At 46.1% G+C, this 15,690-nt stretch carries 14 protein-coding genes; 7 read left to right on the top strand and 7 right to left on the bottom strand.

From position 1 onward, the window contains the following. Nucleotides 1–47 precede the first annotated feature (47 nt). On the bottom strand, nt 48–1,241 hold the full coding sequence (locus tag QUA01_RS13990) for a ferrochelatase (RefSeq protein WP_333093017.1): 1,194 nt from the start codon (nt 1,239–1,241) through the stop codon (nt 48–50). Nucleotides 1,242–1,579: 338 nt separating this feature from the next. Here QUA01_RS13990 and QUA01_RS13985 point away from each other — a divergent pair, with 338 nt between their 5' ends. The 4 genes from QUA01_RS13985 to QUA01_RS13970 all read left to right on the top strand — a co-directional run bounded on the left by QUA01_RS13985 (nt 1,580) and on the right by QUA01_RS13970 (nt 5,472). After that, nucleotides 1,580–2,164: a hypothetical protein gene (locus QUA01_RS13985; protein WP_333093018.1), complete on the top strand. Its 585-nt coding sequence runs from the start codon at nt 1,580–1,582 to the stop codon at nt 2,162–2,164. Continuing rightward, nucleotides 2,157–2,882, top strand: a complete 726-nt coding sequence (locus QUA01_RS13980; protein ID WP_333093019.1) for a DUF3120 domain-containing protein — start codon at nt 2,157–2,159, stop codon at nt 2,880–2,882. Before QUA01_RS13985 ends, QUA01_RS13980 begins: the two co-directional genes overlap by 8 nt. Nucleotides 2,883–3,372: 490 nt before the next feature. Further along, nucleotides 3,373–4,221 (top strand): alpha/beta fold hydrolase, encoded by an 849-nt coding sequence (locus tag QUA01_RS13975; RefSeq protein WP_194069995.1) that lies wholly within the window; start codon nt 3,373–3,375, stop codon nt 4,219–4,221. A gap of 108 nt (nt 4,222–4,329) precedes the next feature. Further along, nucleotides 4,330–5,472, top strand: a complete 1,143-nt coding sequence (locus tag QUA01_RS13970) for a pentapeptide repeat-containing protein (RefSeq protein WP_333093020.1) — start codon at nt 4,330–4,332, stop codon at nt 5,470–5,472. A gap of 264 nt (nt 5,473–5,736) precedes the next feature. Here QUA01_RS13970 and QUA01_RS13965 read toward each other — a convergent pair whose 3' ends face one another. Together QUA01_RS13965 and ggt are read right to left on the bottom strand one after the other, a co-directional pair. Next, on the bottom strand, nt 5,737–6,594 hold the full coding sequence (locus QUA01_RS13965) for a choice-of-anchor L family PEP-CTERM protein (protein ID WP_333093021.1): 858 nt from the start codon (nt 6,592–6,594) through the stop codon (nt 5,737–5,739). Between the two features lie 301 nt (nt 6,595–6,895). Beyond that, complete coding sequence (gene ggt, locus QUA01_RS13960) at nt 6,896–8,623, bottom strand: gamma-glutamyltransferase (RefSeq protein WP_333093022.1); 1,728 nt, start codon at nt 8,621–8,623, stop codon at nt 6,896–6,898. Between the two features lie 846 nt (nt 8,624–9,469). Between ggt and QUA01_RS13955 the strand changes: the two genes are divergently transcribed. Then, entirely contained in the window at nt 9,470–10,471 is a 1,002-nt protein-coding gene (locus tag QUA01_RS13955; protein WP_333093023.1) for a glycosyltransferase family 2 protein, read from the top strand. A gap of 278 nt (nt 10,472–10,749) precedes the next feature. Further along, on the top strand, nt 10,750–11,517 hold the full coding sequence (locus QUA01_RS13950; protein ID WP_333093039.1) for a DUF1350 family protein: 768 nt from the start codon (nt 10,750–10,752) through the stop codon (nt 11,515–11,517). Between the two features lie 16 nt (nt 11,518–11,533). On the opposite strand, the gene QUA01_RS13945 is transcribed toward QUA01_RS13950, so the two are convergent. After that, on the bottom strand, nt 11,534–12,043 hold the full coding sequence (locus tag QUA01_RS13945) for an ATP-binding protein (protein WP_333093024.1): 510 nt from the start codon (nt 12,041–12,043) through the stop codon (nt 11,534–11,536). A gap of 528 nt (nt 12,044–12,571) precedes the next feature. Between QUA01_RS13945 and QUA01_RS13940 the strand changes: the two genes are divergently transcribed. Beyond that, a complete protein-coding gene (locus tag QUA01_RS13940) occupies nt 12,572–13,708 on the top strand; it encodes a PP2C family protein-serine/threonine phosphatase (protein ID WP_194011011.1) in 1,137 nt (378 codons plus the stop codon). A gap of 56 nt (nt 13,709–13,764) precedes the next feature. Here the strand turns inward: QUA01_RS13940 and QUA01_RS13935 are convergent, their stop codons facing one another. The 3 genes from QUA01_RS13935 to dps form a co-directional block, all read right to left on the bottom strand. Further along, the gene (locus QUA01_RS13935; RefSeq protein ID WP_194011010.1) at nt 13,765–14,091 is read right to left on the bottom strand and encodes an STAS domain-containing protein; all 327 of its coding nucleotides are present in this window, start codon (nt 14,089–14,091) and stop codon (nt 13,765–13,767) included. Nucleotides 14,092–14,308: 217 nt separating this feature from the next. Next, a complete protein-coding gene (locus tag QUA01_RS13930; RefSeq protein WP_228050239.1) occupies nt 14,309–14,896 on the bottom strand; it encodes a helix-turn-helix domain-containing protein in 588 nt (195 codons plus the stop codon). Nucleotides 14,897–15,060: 164 nt separating this feature from the next. Next, nucleotides 15,061–15,612: a DNA starvation/stationary phase protection protein Dps gene (gene dps / locus QUA01_RS13925; protein WP_194069977.1), complete on the bottom strand. Its 552-nt coding sequence runs from the start codon at nt 15,610–15,612 to the stop codon at nt 15,061–15,063. Nucleotides 15,613–15,690: the final 78 nt, after the last annotated feature.

The raw sequence follows: 15,690 nt of genomic DNA, 5'->3' as shown, positions 1-15,690 counted from the left end.
GTCTTCAACGCAGTATTCTCGCAAAAACCCGGTTTCTCAGATCCTAATTAATGAGAATGGCCGTGATCGTGAGAATGTCCGTGCCCGTGAGAATGGCCCCCATGAGAATGACCGTGATCTCCATGAGAATGACTGTGCTCGCCGTGTGCAGACAAACTCGGATTCACCGCCACAGCCGTCTCACTCAATAACGCTTCAATCTGCGGATTTGCCCACTCCGCCGCCATTTTCAAGAACTCAGGACGATCGTTCACGCAAGGCAATTTGCGGTAAGTTACTCCTTGACGCTGCTTCTGCAAAGACTCAATAACATGATCAACATCTAACAAAGTTTCGTGATTTTCCGTCGCAAATCCGATCGGCATAAACACGATCGCAGTTGCACCCAAATCAATCAAATTCTTCGCAGCCAACGTCGCATCCGGCTGAGTCCATTCAATCAGCGGCGTGTCATGGTTCAGCCAACCCACCGAAATCAAAGGATAGCGATACATCAAACGTTCCCGCACGCGATCGTACAAAGCCTGACTTTCCACAATTCCTGAAGTAAAACCCTTCGCCTTATGCGGACAACCGTGATTCATCAGCACAATCCCAATCTGAGAAGGCAAATGCGCCACAGCCAAATCGTTCTTAATTTCCTCTTCCACCATATCAGCCATTAGCTGAATGTAAGCCGGTTCATCGTAAAAAGAAGGAATGTAGCGCTGTCCTTTTACCCAATGTTCGCCGCCGTCAGTGGTTTTGACTAAAGCATTATTCACCTGTTCCACTGCAATACCGCTAGTGAAAATAGAATCAACTACCAACAGCGGATAAATCAGGATTTTATCAAATCCTTCCGATTTAATTTCTGCAATTACTTGTTCCGGCAAAAACGGCGCGCAAAAGTTAAAAGCTTTGAAAACTTTTACTTTATCGCCCCATTTTTCCTGCAAATTCTTTTCAATTCCGGCGCGCTGCTGTTCAAAAATAGCATTGTGCGGCGAAACAAATTGACCGTGTTGGTGACTCCACTCGTGCAAGTCAAAAATTGCTAAAATCTTCGCCAGCGGCGGATAAATCCAAGTCGGTACCGGCGCGAATTTGGCGGTAAGTAAATTTAAAGCTTGTTCGTTGTAGTTGGCAAAATCGTCGTAGCTTTCGACTTCGCCGTAACCCATCAGCAATACAGCAACGCGATCGTTACTTGCGGGTGCAGCAGATGTTTTTAACTCAATTTTTTCTGGAGAAGCAACCACTTTGTATTCCTCAATTTGAATTTTTTTAAGAGTCGCAGCAAGGATGAACCAGAATTGCGAAAAAAATCTGGTTTCTCGACTGCCCGGATATCCCCATTATCCCGTAGTCCGCCAGGGGTTTCGGCTAGCGTTAAGTTTTATGTTTTCTTAAGACTTCCTCACCTTGCCTCCAATTTCGGTGTTTCGGAGCGTTCCCAGCGTTTATTGTGGGGGGATACTCTTCAAACTCGACTCTGTTATTAGTTTAACACCCTATCCCCCTGGATAGCATATAATTAGTTAGGGTGTACAATTAAGTAAAGTTATGTTAAGCTGATAATTAATTTTAGTGAAGCACGATGAGACTGGTAATTTGTCCGGGAGTTCACGACCCAAAACTAACCGATCGCTTCCTAGCGGGACTTTCGGAGGTGTGGGAACCAGACAATCCTCGGCAAAATACCCAAACATCTTACCCTGTCAAGATTTTTCCCGCTCATAAACACCCGCCTTTTTCAGCGCTTGACATTTTTCACTTTTTATGCAGTCAAGAGTTGACCGGAGAAAGTTTAGTATTTGTGAGCTTTTCGGCAGGAGTAGCCGGGGCGATCGGGGCGGCTTTGATGTGGCAGCAACTAGGCGGCCAAGTCGGGGCATTTTTTGCCCTAGACGGCTGGGGAGTACCCCTAGGGGGCAATTTTCCCATCCACAGGCTCAGCCACGATCGCTTCACGCACTGGAGTTCAGCCATTCTCGGCAGCGGTGGAGACAGCTTTTATGCAGATCCGGCGCTCGCACATTTAGATTTATGGCAAGATCCCCAAACCGCCAAAGGCTGGCACCTCAGCCAAAACCGAGCCGGTATTGAAACCGCAAAACCCACAACCGCAGCCAAATTTTTAGTCCACCTATTGAAACAGTACGGAGTCCAATCAGTTGTTTAATTTTAATTTAGTATCATCGGCTATCCCACCTATTGTCACTGTTTCTAGTCTAGAAAATCCTCTTTCTTCAGACAGAAAAAACAGCATCAAACAGTGGCTAATATTTTGTGCCTCAGCATTTTTAGTCTCAATTCCCGTCTTCGTGCAAGCACCCTTAGTTCGCTTGTATCCAACCATCAGCTTGCTTTCCACAATTCCCTGGTTCGTCCTCAGTTTAGTGCTAATTTTTCGCCCCAAAACCCAACTCTGGGGAGATTTATTATTAGGATTTGCCGGATGTTGGCTGGCGGGTTCCATCTATTGGGGCTGGTTTAGATGGGAACCTATTTTACATCTACCTATAGAAGCAATTGGGTTGCCTTTTGCTATTTGGTGCTTGAACAAATCTTGGGGAAAAGTGGGCAGCTATTTTTACCTGGGTTCGCTATTTGGTACTGCAATTACTGATTTATATTTTTATTTGACTGGGTTGATGCCTTACTGGCGGAAAGTTATGTACGCGGAACCGGAATTCGCTATGCCGATTTTTCAAAGTGCGATCGGGCAAATTGACACTCCTTGGGGCATAGGTTGCGCTCTACTTTTAATTGCTGTGTTGCTAACCGTAGGTTTGCTGAGTTTGCGCGACGCACAATTGCACTGGCGCGCCTTCAGCGGTGCTGTTTTGAGCACGCTTTTGGTGGATGGTTTGTTTTGGCTGGCTGCTTCTGCTGTTTGAGATTTTTGACCGCTGATTAGGGCGGATTGACGCTGATTTTTTGATAGTTCGTTTGTCTGGTTTGTCTATTAATTTTGACTTGAGATTTTTGGGTATTTTTGACCGCAGATGTGGGTGGATCGATATCGTGTCCGGTCGATTCACTACGAACCGATGTTGACTGTTCGCTCGATCGAAGTCACAGTTTGATCGGGATTGCTTGGATTCCCGATTAACCGCTGATTTTTACAGTCCACCAGCTAATCTAACTGCTTCTAATTTATTGATTTTTTTGACAGTAAATTTTCTTTTAATCTTTTCCTGCTTGCATGATATGAGTTATGCTCGCCTCAGAGGCGATCGCCCGATCGCTCCTAAAGCAATCTTTAAGTGATTTGTAGGACTACTCGCTACCAGGCAAAAAGGTCGGCAGAACGTCTGGATATGCCCTGTCAGGCAGAACGATGAGTTAAAATCTAAAATCTAAAATCTAAAATCTAAAATTAAGCTCATGGCTTTCATTTCAATTGGTGGTGTAGAACATTATTACGAGTGGATAACCGCAGACAACAGCGCCCAACCCAGCGGCAAACCAGTAATGGTATTTCTCCACGGCTGGGCCGGCTCGGCGCGCTACTGGGAAAGCACGGCGCGGGCTATGGCTGATGATTTTGATTGTTTGCTGTACGATATGAGAGGTTTTGGTCGATCGCCCTTGCCGCCATCACCACCTGAGTCTAGCTACGAACTCGAAACCTACGCCCGCGACTTGGCCGAATTATTAGAAGCTTTGAATTTACCCCGCGTCTTTCTCAACGCTCACTCTACAGGCGCATCTATTGCGACTTTATTTCTCAACCTTTATCCCGAAAAAGTAGAAAAAGCAATTCTTACTTGCAGCGGGATTTTTGAATACGACGAGAAAGCCTTTACAACTTTTCATAAATTCGGCGGTTATGTCGTGAAATTTCGGCCGTCTTGGCTGGCTTCTATCCCGTTTGCCGATCGCATCTTTATGGCCCGGTTTTTGCGCCAATCTCTCCCTACAGAGGTCAGTCTGGCGTTTCTCAAGGATTTTTTAATGGCAGACGAAGAAGCTGCTATTGGTACAATGGTGACGGCCGTCAGCAAAAGAGCTGCCGAGGAAATGCCCGAAGAATTCGCACGGTTGAGCGTTCCCACGCTGCTTGTAGCAGGAGAATTCGATCGAATTATTCCCGCCGTCATGGGAGAACAAGCAGCCTCCCTCAGCAAAAAAGTAGAATTTGTTATAATTCCCAATACGGCTCATTTTCCGATGTTGGAGGATGCCGCAACATATTTGCAGCGAATCCGAGACTTTTTGCCTGCAGCGGTTTAGTTGAGTTGTTGTTGGTTTAATGTACGATCGGAAAAGCCAGCTTTTAACGCTGTCTTTATTCCGATCTTAATTTTTAATTCGTAATTTCTTAAAGCGAAAGGTGGTAATATGAGCGACCTCGACCAATACTATAAAGTCCTGGATCTGCTGCCGGGAGCTTCCCGAGAAGAAATTACTCAAGCCTACAAGGATTTAGCGTTCATTTGGCATCCCGATCGCATCCCCAAAGACAATCCCAGATTATTGCAGAAAGCGGAAGAAAAGATTAAGCAAATTAATCAAGCTCGCGAACAATTGCGATCGATTCAGGTAAGAGGTCAGAATCAGAACGCTCAGCACAAAAATACTCAGTACAAACAAGCTCAGCAACAAAATACCCAATACAAACAAACTCAGCAGCAATACACCCAGCAGCAATACACCCAGCAGCAATACACCCAGCAAAAACAAACTCAGCAACAAAATACCCAGCAGCAATACACCCAGCAAAAACAAGCTCAGCAACAAAACACCCAGCGAAAACAAACTCAGCAACAAAACACTCAGCAACAAAACACTCAGTATCAAAACACTCAGTATCAAAACACTCAGTACAGAAATACTCAGCAACAAAACACTCAGTATCAAAACACTCAGTATCAAAACACTCAGTATCAAAACACTCAGCCACAAAACACTCAGCCACAAAACACCCAGCCGTCACCAGCAACGCCAAAAGAACCCCGCTACTCTCCCGAACCCTCTTCAGGAAAATATGGGGGAAATTATGCGGGAAATTATGCTGGAAACTATGCGGGAAATCCTACCGGGCCCTATTCTGATGCTTCCCGCTACCAATCGCCACCGCCGCAGCCATCTCAACCTTACCGCCCTGCTGCGCCGCAAGCTCCCGATTTGAGCGGTTCTAACTTTAAAGGAGCTTCCTTGAAAGAAAAAGATTTTTCAGGGAGAAACTTGAGCAATGCAAACCTGAGCGAAGCTGACTTAAGCGATACTTTTCTGCACAATATCAACCTTACAGGTGCGAATTTGCAAAAAGCTAACTTGTTTAGAGCAAACTTGTTAGGGGCTTGTTTGATCAATGCTAATTTGAGAGAAACTAATTTAATCGGAGCAGATTTGAGCGGTGCAGACTTGAGCGGTGCGGATTTAACGGGTGCTAAAATCGGTTATGGCGATCGGGTAATGGTCAAACTTACGGGAGCTAGATTAACAGGTGCAATATTACCCGACGGTAGTGTTCATAACTGAATGATTGAGTTTTGCAAAAATCTGATTTTAGTAAATTTCCGCTCCAAACTTATATTATGCCCCTGAGAACAACAGCAATAAAATGAGTTCGTAGCGCGGAATGCGAGTTTGTTCTTAAGTTGCAGTTCGTAGCGCGGAGTTCAATCCGTTCTTAAATTGCGGACTTTAGTACGCAACTAAGCGATATTTACTTATCGCGGTCAATCCACCGGACATCATATAAAACCCCGTTACTGGCTTCATTGAGGTCGATCGAATTTAATACTAATTCTTCCGCCCGCGCAACTTTCGTCCAGCAGCCAGCATCGCGCCTCCCGCCATCAAACCCGCCACAGTCATCGGTTCGGGAACTGGCTCCGCTTTAACCGTTCCCACAGAACCGCCTTTAATAAATACAGCAGAATCTAAATTACCGTCACCCACATCTTTAATGCGGATGCTCAAAACATTCGTCTGATTTTGCTTGAGCAAACCCTCAAAACCTAAAATTTTAGTAAAACCGTCCAGCCTAACGATGCTAGCAGCAATACCTGTAAAACTTGGGTTGTCAATATAGTCTGGGTGATCTTGAGAGCGATTATACGGATCGGGAACAAGATTATTAATTGTAACTGTTTCCCCGTCGCTCAATTTGGCTAAATTAGTGCCGTTTAGCAGCAGTTCAAAATCGTCATTAAATTTAGAGCTGCCGAACTCAGGAAACTCCTCAGAAGCAAATACATATTGAAAAACCAACTTTTCAACCGTGGAATTAGCAAAAAAACTGAGGTTGAGCTGAGTCAAATCTCCTTCTTCGTCCTTTGGCCCAAAGTCCGTGTTTAAATCGCTGCTGTTGGTGATTACGTTATCTTTCTGATTCTGACCCGGTATGTCTGTGACTTTACCGGTACTGAGAACAACACCTGATGTCAAACCAAAGGGGTCATTCATAAAAGTACCAAAAGCAGCAGAATTCCCGCTAATTGAAACTGAAAAATCACTCAGTCCGGCTGTATTATTTCCCAATAATTCTTTTTTCAAAGTCTCAGTGTTGTTAGTTTCTCCTACCGAAAATGCCATTGCTGGGGCGGCCAACAAGCTCAGAGCAGCAGTTAAGCTAACAAGTGTGTTAAGATTTATCATAGTTTTTGTGTGATAATTGTTAAGCTGATTCATTACGTAACTTCATTTTCACATTATATAAGTATCAATGTCTAGGGCCTTTACAATGACTTCACATCTCCGTATATTTACGGTTTTTGTGGAAAATTGTATGGATATTTTTTGGTGGTTAGTCAGTCAATAAAGCTCAGTGCAAAAATATTGAGTCCGAAATACACGCAGACAAATGAATAATTTCCAGACTTACACACTCGATAGCAATTAAAACGAGTTTGTATACGGTTGGCGATCGCCACAATTACTAATGACAGATCGTGGATGACTAAAACCCTTTTGCTTCTCCTTCCCCGCGCGGATCGGCAGCCCCTTCCAACCAACCATCAGGTGTCAGGACGATCGCATTAGCATTTCCCCAGCCGTCACGTTCGACAATCTGGTGTCCCCGGCGGCGCAACTCCGATAGCGTCGCAGCATCAAAACCTCCGCGTTCCACCATCAGGCGATCGGGCTGCCACTGGTGGTGAATTCTCGGTGCAGATACAGCCTCGCTGACATTCATGTCGTAAACCAACACGTTCAGCACAATTTGCAACACCGTGGTAATAATCGTACTACCTCCGGGAGCACCGGCAGCGAGGCGAAATTTGCCATTTTCTGTGACAATCATCGGTGTCATGCTGGATAAAGGAGTTTTTCCAGGGGCGATCGAATTTGCTTCACCGCCCACCAAACCAGACGACAAATTCGGCACTCCCGGCGCAGCGGCAAAATCGTCCATCTCGTTGTTGAGCAAAATTCCCGTACCCGCCGCCACCACCGCAGCCCCAAAACCGCCATTCACCGTAAACGTCAAACTCACCACATTCCGATCCGAGTCAACTACCGTCAGGTGAGTAGTTTCCGGCGACTCGCGCACAAAACGGCTCAAAGTTTTAGCATCAACAGCTTTTACCTCCGTCGAGGGTTTGGCTGTTGTCATGTCGATTTGCGATCGGCGAAATTTGCCATAATTCTTGCTAGTCAAAGCTTTAACCGGTACACTCACAAAATCGGGATCGCCCAAATACTCAGCCCTGTCAGCATAAGCAATTCGCATCGACTCCGCCAGTAAATGTAGCGTATCTGGACTTTTCCTCCCCAACCTTTTGAGATCCGTATCTCCGAGGATATTTAAGATTTGCAATAAATGAACGCCGCCGGAAGAAGGAGGCGACATCGCACAAATTTGGTAAGCGCGAAAGTTACCGCAAACCGGATTGCGCCAAATCGGCGTATAGTTTTTCAAATCTTCGAGAGTCATGATGCCGCCGTTTTTAGCCATGTCGCTGGCGATCGCCCGCGCAATATCCCCGCGATAAAAACTTTGCGGGTTTTGAGAAATTTGCCGCAAAGTCCGCGCCAAATCCCGCTGCACCAAAAGTTCTCCCGGTTGGTATAAAATGCCGCCACGAGTAAAAACATCCCGTGCCGCCCGGTTTTTTTCGATCGCATCCACTCGCCCCCCAACAGCCTTTGTGAAGCGCGAACTCACCGGAAAGCCATTTTCCGCCAGGGCGATCGCCTGCGCCACCACCTGCGCCCAAGGCAACTTCCCGTACTCGCGTTGCACCGTATAAAGTCCAGCCACCGTACCCGGAATACCCGCAGCCAAATGCCCGTCCCGACTCGCCCTAGGGCGCACCTTGCCTTGCTTGTCGAGGTACATATCCCGCCCCGCCCGTTTCGGAGCTCGTTCCCGGAAATCCAGCGCTTGCACAGTCCCCGTTTCGGCCCGCCGCAGCAGCAAAAAACCCCCGCCCCCGATACCCGCCGAAAAAGGTTCCACCACCGAAATCGCCAAAGCCGTAGCAGCCGCCGCATCCACCGCATTGCCACCCTCTTGCAACACCCTCAACCCCGCAGCACTCGCCAGAGGGTGAGCCGAAACTACCATGCCCTGTTTGCTGCGCTGCTGCAACTTTGGCTGTAGTTGCTGCTGGCAGCCGCCGAACAGCAAAACCGTTAGGAAACAAGTATAAATTCGCACTTTACCGCTTAACTTAAAAAACATTCGCCCCCCATTTTTCAGTTCATTTTACAGCATAATTTGAATAACATCATCCTAAAGATATAGATTAAATCTCAATTAAAATACAATAATTAATAGCTACAAAGTTACTATTTCAATTAGTCCGATAGTTTAATTACAATACTCCCGACACTTTTTGAGGTGGCGACCAAAACCCGCATTCTACCGTTAATATTTCACAGAATGGAGAATATCCCACCCTAATCATACCGATTATCGTTACCTAAATCTCCTAAAAACCCTCACCGCGATACCGCTCTTAGAATAAATTCCCTGACTAAGAGCGGTATCGCGCGCGTGAGGGTTTCACCAGAAATGGGCAATAACAATAATTCTACCGTTGGCGATTAAAAACTGTGCCGACTATGATGATATCAAAAGTTAATTCAATGAATTTAGTCTCAAAAAATTAACAAGGTTATATAATGGTGGAACTAGAGTCTTGTTAACAGTGCGTACAAAATACGATCGTACAAAAATAGCATGGGAGCATTTTCGACTTTAAAAAAGCATTTTTTTAAGACTTGCAAGCGTTAAAGTAAAACACAGATGCTCCTAATAGCATCCTATTTCTGTACGTGCCTAAACGCGAGGCAGTGGAAAAAAGCTGGAACGATCGAAACGATAACAACATTCTGGCTGGAAAGTTAACAGCTCAAACAAAGCCTTGGAAATCGTACTCGATCGCACTTCGTGGCTTTCAAAGCCTGCAATTTGCAGTTTATGTATAAAACTCCTACTTTCTAAGTATTTTCATGGAAGCTTCATTCCTAAGTGGCGAAAACCATACTTAAAATAATAACTACCAAACTCTAGCTAATTCAATTCATGAACAACGAAAAAGTCAGTATAATTATTCCTGCATTTAATGCAGCAGATACTCTAACCGAAACAGTTGTTTCCGCAGTCAACGGTACTCACAAGCATTTAGAAATTTTAATTATTGATGACTTCTCTACAGACGCTACAGCCCAAATTGCTACTAAACTTACCGAGCAAGATTCCCGAATTCAATACTTCCGAAATTGCGAAAATTTTGGAGTTTCTAAGGCTAGAAATTTAATGATAAATCGAGCAACGGGCAAGTATGTAGCGTTTCTAGACAGCGACGATACCTGGGAAGCAAACAAGCTAGAAGTGTGTTTGAAAATGCTCGAAGACAATCCCGAAGTCAAAGCTGTGGCTCATGCTTTGCGATATTTAGACAAGCACGGCAACAAGTTGGGCTATATTGCCACCTATCCTACAACTAAAGCAGAAATGCAGGCGATTAAGGAGACAGGTGAAAGTCCTTGGGTTTTTCCGTCTTCTGTGGTAGTCGATCGCTCTATTCTACTCCAAGAAGGTGGCTTTGCAGAAGATTGGCAGGTAGGAGAAGATACAGAATTATTTACCAAAATTGCTCAAAAGCACGGCTTGTTAGCAACGAAGACACCTTTAGGAAATTATCGAATTAGAGGGAACTCTCTGACAGACAAACACTGGCTGAAAAAGCGCATAGCTGCTGATTGTGTCAAGGAAAACCAACTGCGACGCTTGCGGGGAGAACAAGAGTTATCGCTCAACGAGTACGAACAGGTATGTTTTAATAATTTGCCACGGTTGAAAAAATTTAACAAATTTCGAGAACTTTTGGCACTGCACTACATGAGAAAGCTAGGACAAAGCTGGTTAAATCGGGAAGTGTTGCAGACTCTAATGTACGGCATTGCTACCACAGTGTTGTCTCCGAAAGGTGCTGTGAACAAATGGAAATGGATAAAGGCTCACGATCCGTTGGGCGATTTAACTGTAGAAGACACCAGTGATTCGGTAGAATTGAACTCTTAGCAATCGTCCCAAATCGGCAGGAAATCCTAGAGAAGATCGTGTCCGGTCAATTGACCGCAATAAGATTGGTTCGCGCCGGCCCAATGCGAGTCCGCTTTGATTCTGCAGACGGTCGTCCGCACTACGAACCTTTTTTTTGTTACGATCGTAGACCGGACATGATATTAAACCCCTTTTTTAGGCAGAAAGTTAAAAGCAAAGATTTAGAAAAAATTCTGTTTTGTACTTTCTGCTTTTCTGAGGACGATCGCCTTTTTAGTTTAAACTTGATGAAATTTATGGACTGGCAAGAAGTTTCCGGCAACTGGGTATTAATTCCTTCTAAACCGATCGCGATCGTACACTTTCTCGGCGGTGCATTTGTGGCGAGTGCGCCGCAACTAACCTATCGCTGGCTGTTAGAAGCTTTGGGAAATCAAGGATATGTTGTAGTAGCAACGCCGTTTGTCAATACTTTGGATCATATTGCGATCGCCCGCGATGTCCTCAACAAATTTGAAAATGCCCTCGATCGCCTGCGCGCCACTAAATTGCTCAAATCTTCCTATCTCCCCATCTACGGGATAGGGCACAGCATGGGATGCAAACTGCACTTGCTGATCGGTTCTGTATTTGACATAGAAAGGGCAGGCAATATTCTGATTTCTTTCAACAATTATGCAGCCTCCGAAGCCATTCCCATCGTCGAGCAAATTTCCCCCGTCTTTAAAGTCGAGTTTACCCCTTCCCCGCAAGACACCAATCGCCTAGTGCAAGATAGCTATCAAATCCGGCGCAATCTTTTAGTCAAATTTAACGGCGACAACATCGACCAAACCTTGCTGTTGACAAATCTGCTCAAACCGAGATTTCCCGACATGATTACAGTTCAAACCCTGGCCGGCAACCATCAAACGCCATTAGGTCAAGATGTTAGCTGGCCTATGGGTCAAATTTTTACACCCTTCGACGCGATCGGACAATGGGTCAAACAAGAAGTGTATCGAGAATTAAATGAATTAAAACGGACAATTCTGCTGTGGCTAAATCCTCTCTCCCGCCTTTAAAAGCTGCGGTTGTTCCTCAATCAGAAAGTTCCTCTGGTAATTGCAAACTCTCATTTTCATCGTCCGCCTGCGAGATTGGAGTATAATTTTTGACGATCGACAAACAGTTCCGTCCATCAGCCATTCTCTTGTAACTGAGACTGTCTGCGATGTCTTTCATCAACTTTAGGCCCCGCCCCCCCGAAGCTTCACAATCGATTTTTTCCGACATATCTTTAATTTTTTGCTCTAAATCAAACGCAGCGCCCGAATCCCAAATGTCTATCTCTAAAGATTCACTGCACACCGCCACCTGAATCTCCACCGGCAAATCCGGCGGTTTACCCTCGTGGGCGTGACGCACCGCATTTGTAAAACCCTCAGCCAAAGCTAATTGACAGCGTATCCACACACTTGTGGGAATTCGCGGGTCGTATAATTGTGCAAACCACGATAAAACTTTTTCTAAAGCACTCAGACCAGTATTGACTTGAAGATCCGCTTTCTTTAGGACTTGCAACTGTTCGGAACCTTTGAATTCAATCACGCTCTGCCACTGAAATTATAGTTCCATAAAATATAGACAAATATGGTATTGCCTGTACTTTACGTTTTTAACTTTTTTCCCAAAAGGCGGGCAACTGCTAGCGCCACGATCGCCCATCGCAGTAATTCACCAGCCGAGTCATTTTCCACCTTGTCAACTCTTTTGCCCTGTAAAATTAGGCAAATTTGAATGGGAGTTCGATCGTACTAGCTTTTGCTGCTAGGAAAATAAATGTCAAATCGAGTAATTAGCTCTTCATTATACCAGAAGTGTCACCCGGATGTCAATTCACGCCCGCCGCCCAAAAAAGTCTATAAAAGTTTATATTTTGAGTATAAACTGGGTAAGTTCGACTTCGCCAAAATTTTGCTCAAATTTAAAGGTAAATTGAACTTGATGGCTGGCAGGCAAAAGCATTTACCTGGAAAGCGATGTTATTAGACTATACTCAATCTCAGACTACCGCGCTGACAGAATATATTTTTAATGACCCCCAGACCTTGAAAGACTTGTAGTACCTGAGTGCCCATGTTTCAAATTCTGGTTATTGACGATGATACTGCTGTTCAAGAACTGCTGAGGAGAACCCTGAAAAAACAGGGTTACGAAGTGACAGTAGCAAGTAATGGCGAAGACGGCGTAGCCCAAGCGCAAAAAATACGTCCGGCGCTGATCATTTGCGATTGGATCATGCCGCGCTTGACCGGCATTGATGTTTGCCTTCGAGTTAAGGCCGATCCGGATCTGTCAACTACACAATTCTTTTTGTTGACTTCTTTGGGATCGATCGCCGATCGAGTCAAAGGGCTCGACGCAGGTGCCGACGATTTTATCTCCAAGCCGATCGAACTTAACGAGTTACAGGCGAGAGTACGCGCCGGATTGCGGCTGCACCAACTCGGCCGAGACTTGAAAATTGCGATGCAAAACCTCGAAGCCGAGTTAGCCGAGGCAGCCGAGTACGTGCAATCGCTGCTGCCAGATCCGATGACGGAACCTGTCAGCATCGAGGCAAAATTCATTCCCTCCCGGCAGTTGGGGGGAGATTGCTTCGACTACAACTGGCTGGATGCCGATTCTTTGGCGATTTACTTGCTAGACGTAGCCGGTCACGGTTTGCGGGCGGCGCTGCCTTCTGTCGCCGTGCTAAATTTGTTGCGATCGCGCGCGCTGCCCAACATTGACTACTACAAACCCAGCGACGTTTTGCGCGCCCTCAACACCACCTTCCAGATGAGCTACCAAAATGACAAGTATTTCACCATCTGGTACGGCGTTTACAACCGCATTTCTCGCCAGCTAGTTTACGCCAGCGCCGGCCATCCCCCGGCAGTGTTGATTTCCCAGTCGCCGACAAGCACGGCTAAAATCCAGCGATTAAAAACCCCCGGAATGCCCGTCGGGATGTTCCCCGATGCCCCCTATGTCGATAATTGTTGCGATGTGGAGGCTTTTAGCACTCTGTACATCTTTAGCGACGGGGTATACGAGATCCACCAACCTGACGGCAATATCTGGGGGCTTGACCCATTCATCGACCTGCTAGCAGCTTACAACGATGCAAGTGCCGACCAGTTAGAGCAAGTTTTGAAATACACTCAAAAGTTGAACGCCAAGGCAGTTTTTGATGATGATTGGTCTTTACTCAAGGTAAACTTTGGCTAGCTGAGTTATGGCAGCACATCTGCAACCAAATAGCAAGAATACAGCAGCCACTGGATTTAGTTAGTTGAGAGAATTTTGCTATTAAAAGCATCGCGGGTGGAAAATATCTCGAAAACTCGATCCATGCTGGTGAGTTCAAATAAGATGCGGATTTGCTCGTTGATAGAACAGACAACTAATTGACTTCCAGCGGCCCGGACTGTTTTGAGCGCCAAGACTAAAGCGCCCAAACCAGAACTATCCATAAATGTCACATCTTGGAAGTCGATCAATACCACATCGGCTCCCGCTTCCACTAGGTCACTAATCTCTTGGCGGAATTGACTTGCCTTGGTGCCGTCTAAAATGCCAGAGGGTTGAATAATTTTAACTACAGGACTCATATTTTGCGGTGGGAATGTCAGAATTTCTAGCCAGACTAGGGTTAGTATAGCTGCGAGATGGACTCCGATCCAAATAACAGAGGGAAAAAGCGCCAGAACCCCGCAGCGCCCCAAGGGTTTTGAGTGCCAGAGATGGCGATCGGACTATCGGCGCACAGGGGGCGAGTTATTTTTGAACTGGAAAATCTTTATTGTACCGAATGCCTTGGGCGATCGCTCAAACCAAGCTAACTTTGGCGCGGTAGAGGAGTTTGTCGCCTTGTTTGTAGCCTGTGTAGCGAACTTTAACTAATTCTCCCGGCTCGGCTTTTCCTTCGATGAGCTGGTGCTGTTGCGGGTTGTAGGGAAGTTCGGCTCCGACTGGGGCGATCGACTCTATTCCCCAATGCTCCAATAACTGCTCGACTGGCCGCAACAACGGCAGCAGTTTCTGGGCCCGCAAGTTGTGATTTTCCTCAGCCTTGCTCGCCGCAGTCGGCCACTGCAACATCCAAGATTCTAAAATTTGCACGCTAGAAAGCTGAAATTCCTGCAGCAAAGATTCTCGCTGCTGTTCGATGGTAGCTTGCAGGCGCTGATATTCTCGCTCTAGGGCACTCGGCGGCGCAGGTTCTAACTCTACAAGCTCGGGGGCAAAGGTTGCGAGCAGTTCATTTAAGGAAATTTCCAAAGCTTGACTGATTTTGAGCAGGATGTCGGCTCGGGTTTTGAAAGCTAAGCCGCGACGCAGGCGGCTTAGCTGAATTTCGGGAACTCCTGCTTTTTGGCTGAGTTCTCGATCGCTCGAAAGCCCCGCTTCTTGCATCAGACGCTGAAGTTGAGGAGCATAATCAGGAATATTAGCTGCCACGAAAAAGTCATCCAAATTGATAAATGGACATATTCTCGATCGTAAACTGTCCCGAGTCTTAAGGACAATACATCTTTGGGGCCTACTGGTAAAAGTGCCGGCCCCACAACGCCAATTAGCTATCTTGCGGCCACTTTTTCGGGTGCGACTGTTGTTCCTGTTGTCGCAGAACCTTGCAAGTGGGCTTCTAGGAACCACAAGCGCTTGTCAATTACTCGGGAAATTTCGGTGTACAAGTCGGAGGTGTCAGCATCACCGAGTTCCGATGTTTTGTCGATCGCCGCGCGTAGGTGTTTGGCGTAGGGTGCATAGCGATCGGCCAAAGCAGTCACGAATTGTTTGCCCTCTACAATGTCAAAAGGAAATTCTGGCAGGATCGAATCGGCGGCGGCGCTGCGGGCTGTTCCTACAGCCAAACCGCCCAACGCTGTGATTCGTTCGGCAACCATATCAATGTATTCTTCAAGTTCTCCCGCCATTTCATCGAAGAGCAAGTGCAACTGATAGAAGTCCATGCCTTTGACGTTCCAGTGAGCTTGCTTGACTTGAGTTTTTAAGTCCAGAGTCGTAGCCAGCGTCCCGTTGAGCAGCCCGACTACTTGAGTGCGGGTGCCGGCTGACATATCGATCCGCGTCGGGTAAAGATGTTGTTTGTGGTTGTTGGCAGTCATAAATTTGTACCTTGTTTTTAGTGATTGTCGATCGAATATCTGAGAAAGGTTTGGGCGATCGAACGAAAGCCTGTCGTC

This window comes from Microcoleus sp. S36a_B3 (assembly GCF_036700745.1).
In the GTDB taxonomy this organism is placed as follows: Bacteria; Cyanobacteriota; Cyanobacteriia; order Cyanobacteriales; family Microcoleaceae; genus Microcoleus.
The sequence above is the reverse complement of the archived record's forward strand: the minus strand, read 5'-3'. Positions and strand labels throughout refer to the sequence as shown.

Excerpts from the sequence above, each read along its gene's own strand:
- QUA01_RS13985 (WP_333093018.1), top strand. The coding sequence starts at position 1,580 with ATGAGACTGGTAATTTGTCCGGGAGTTCACGACCCAAAACTAACCGAT.
- QUA01_RS13975 (WP_194069995.1), top strand. The coding sequence starts at position 3,373 with ATGGCTTTCATTTCAATTGGTGGTGTAGAACATTATTACGAGTGGATA.
- QUA01_RS13970 (WP_333093020.1), top strand. The coding sequence starts at position 4,330 with ATGAGCGACCTCGACCAATACTATAAAGTCCTGGATCTGCTGCCGGGA.
- QUA01_RS13965 (WP_333093021.1), bottom strand. The coding sequence starts at position 6,594 with ATGATAAATCTTAACACACTTGTTAGCTTAACTGCTGCTCTGAGCTTG.
- ggt (WP_333093022.1), bottom strand. The coding sequence starts at position 8,623 with ATGTTTTTTAAGTTAAGCGGTAAAGTGCGAATTTATACTTGTTTCCTA.
- QUA01_RS13955 (WP_333093023.1), top strand. The coding sequence starts at position 9,470 with ATGAACAACGAAAAAGTCAGTATAATTATTCCTGCATTTAATGCAGCA.
- QUA01_RS13950 (WP_333093039.1), top strand. The coding sequence starts at position 10,750 with ATGGACTGGCAAGAAGTTTCCGGCAACTGGGTATTAATTCCTTCTAAA.
- QUA01_RS13940 (WP_194011011.1), top strand. The coding sequence starts at position 12,572 with ATGTTTCAAATTCTGGTTATTGACGATGATACTGCTGTTCAAGAACTG.
- QUA01_RS13935 (WP_194011010.1), bottom strand. The coding sequence starts at position 14,091 with ATGAGTCCTGTAGTTAAAATTATTCAACCCTCTGGCATTTTAGACGGC.
- QUA01_RS13930 (WP_228050239.1), bottom strand. The coding sequence starts at position 14,896 with ATGCAAGAAGCGGGGCTTTCGAGCGATCGAGAACTCAGCCAAAAAGCA.
- dps (WP_194069977.1), bottom strand. The coding sequence starts at position 15,612 with ATGACTGCCAACAACCACAAACAACATCTTTACCCGACGCGGATCGAT.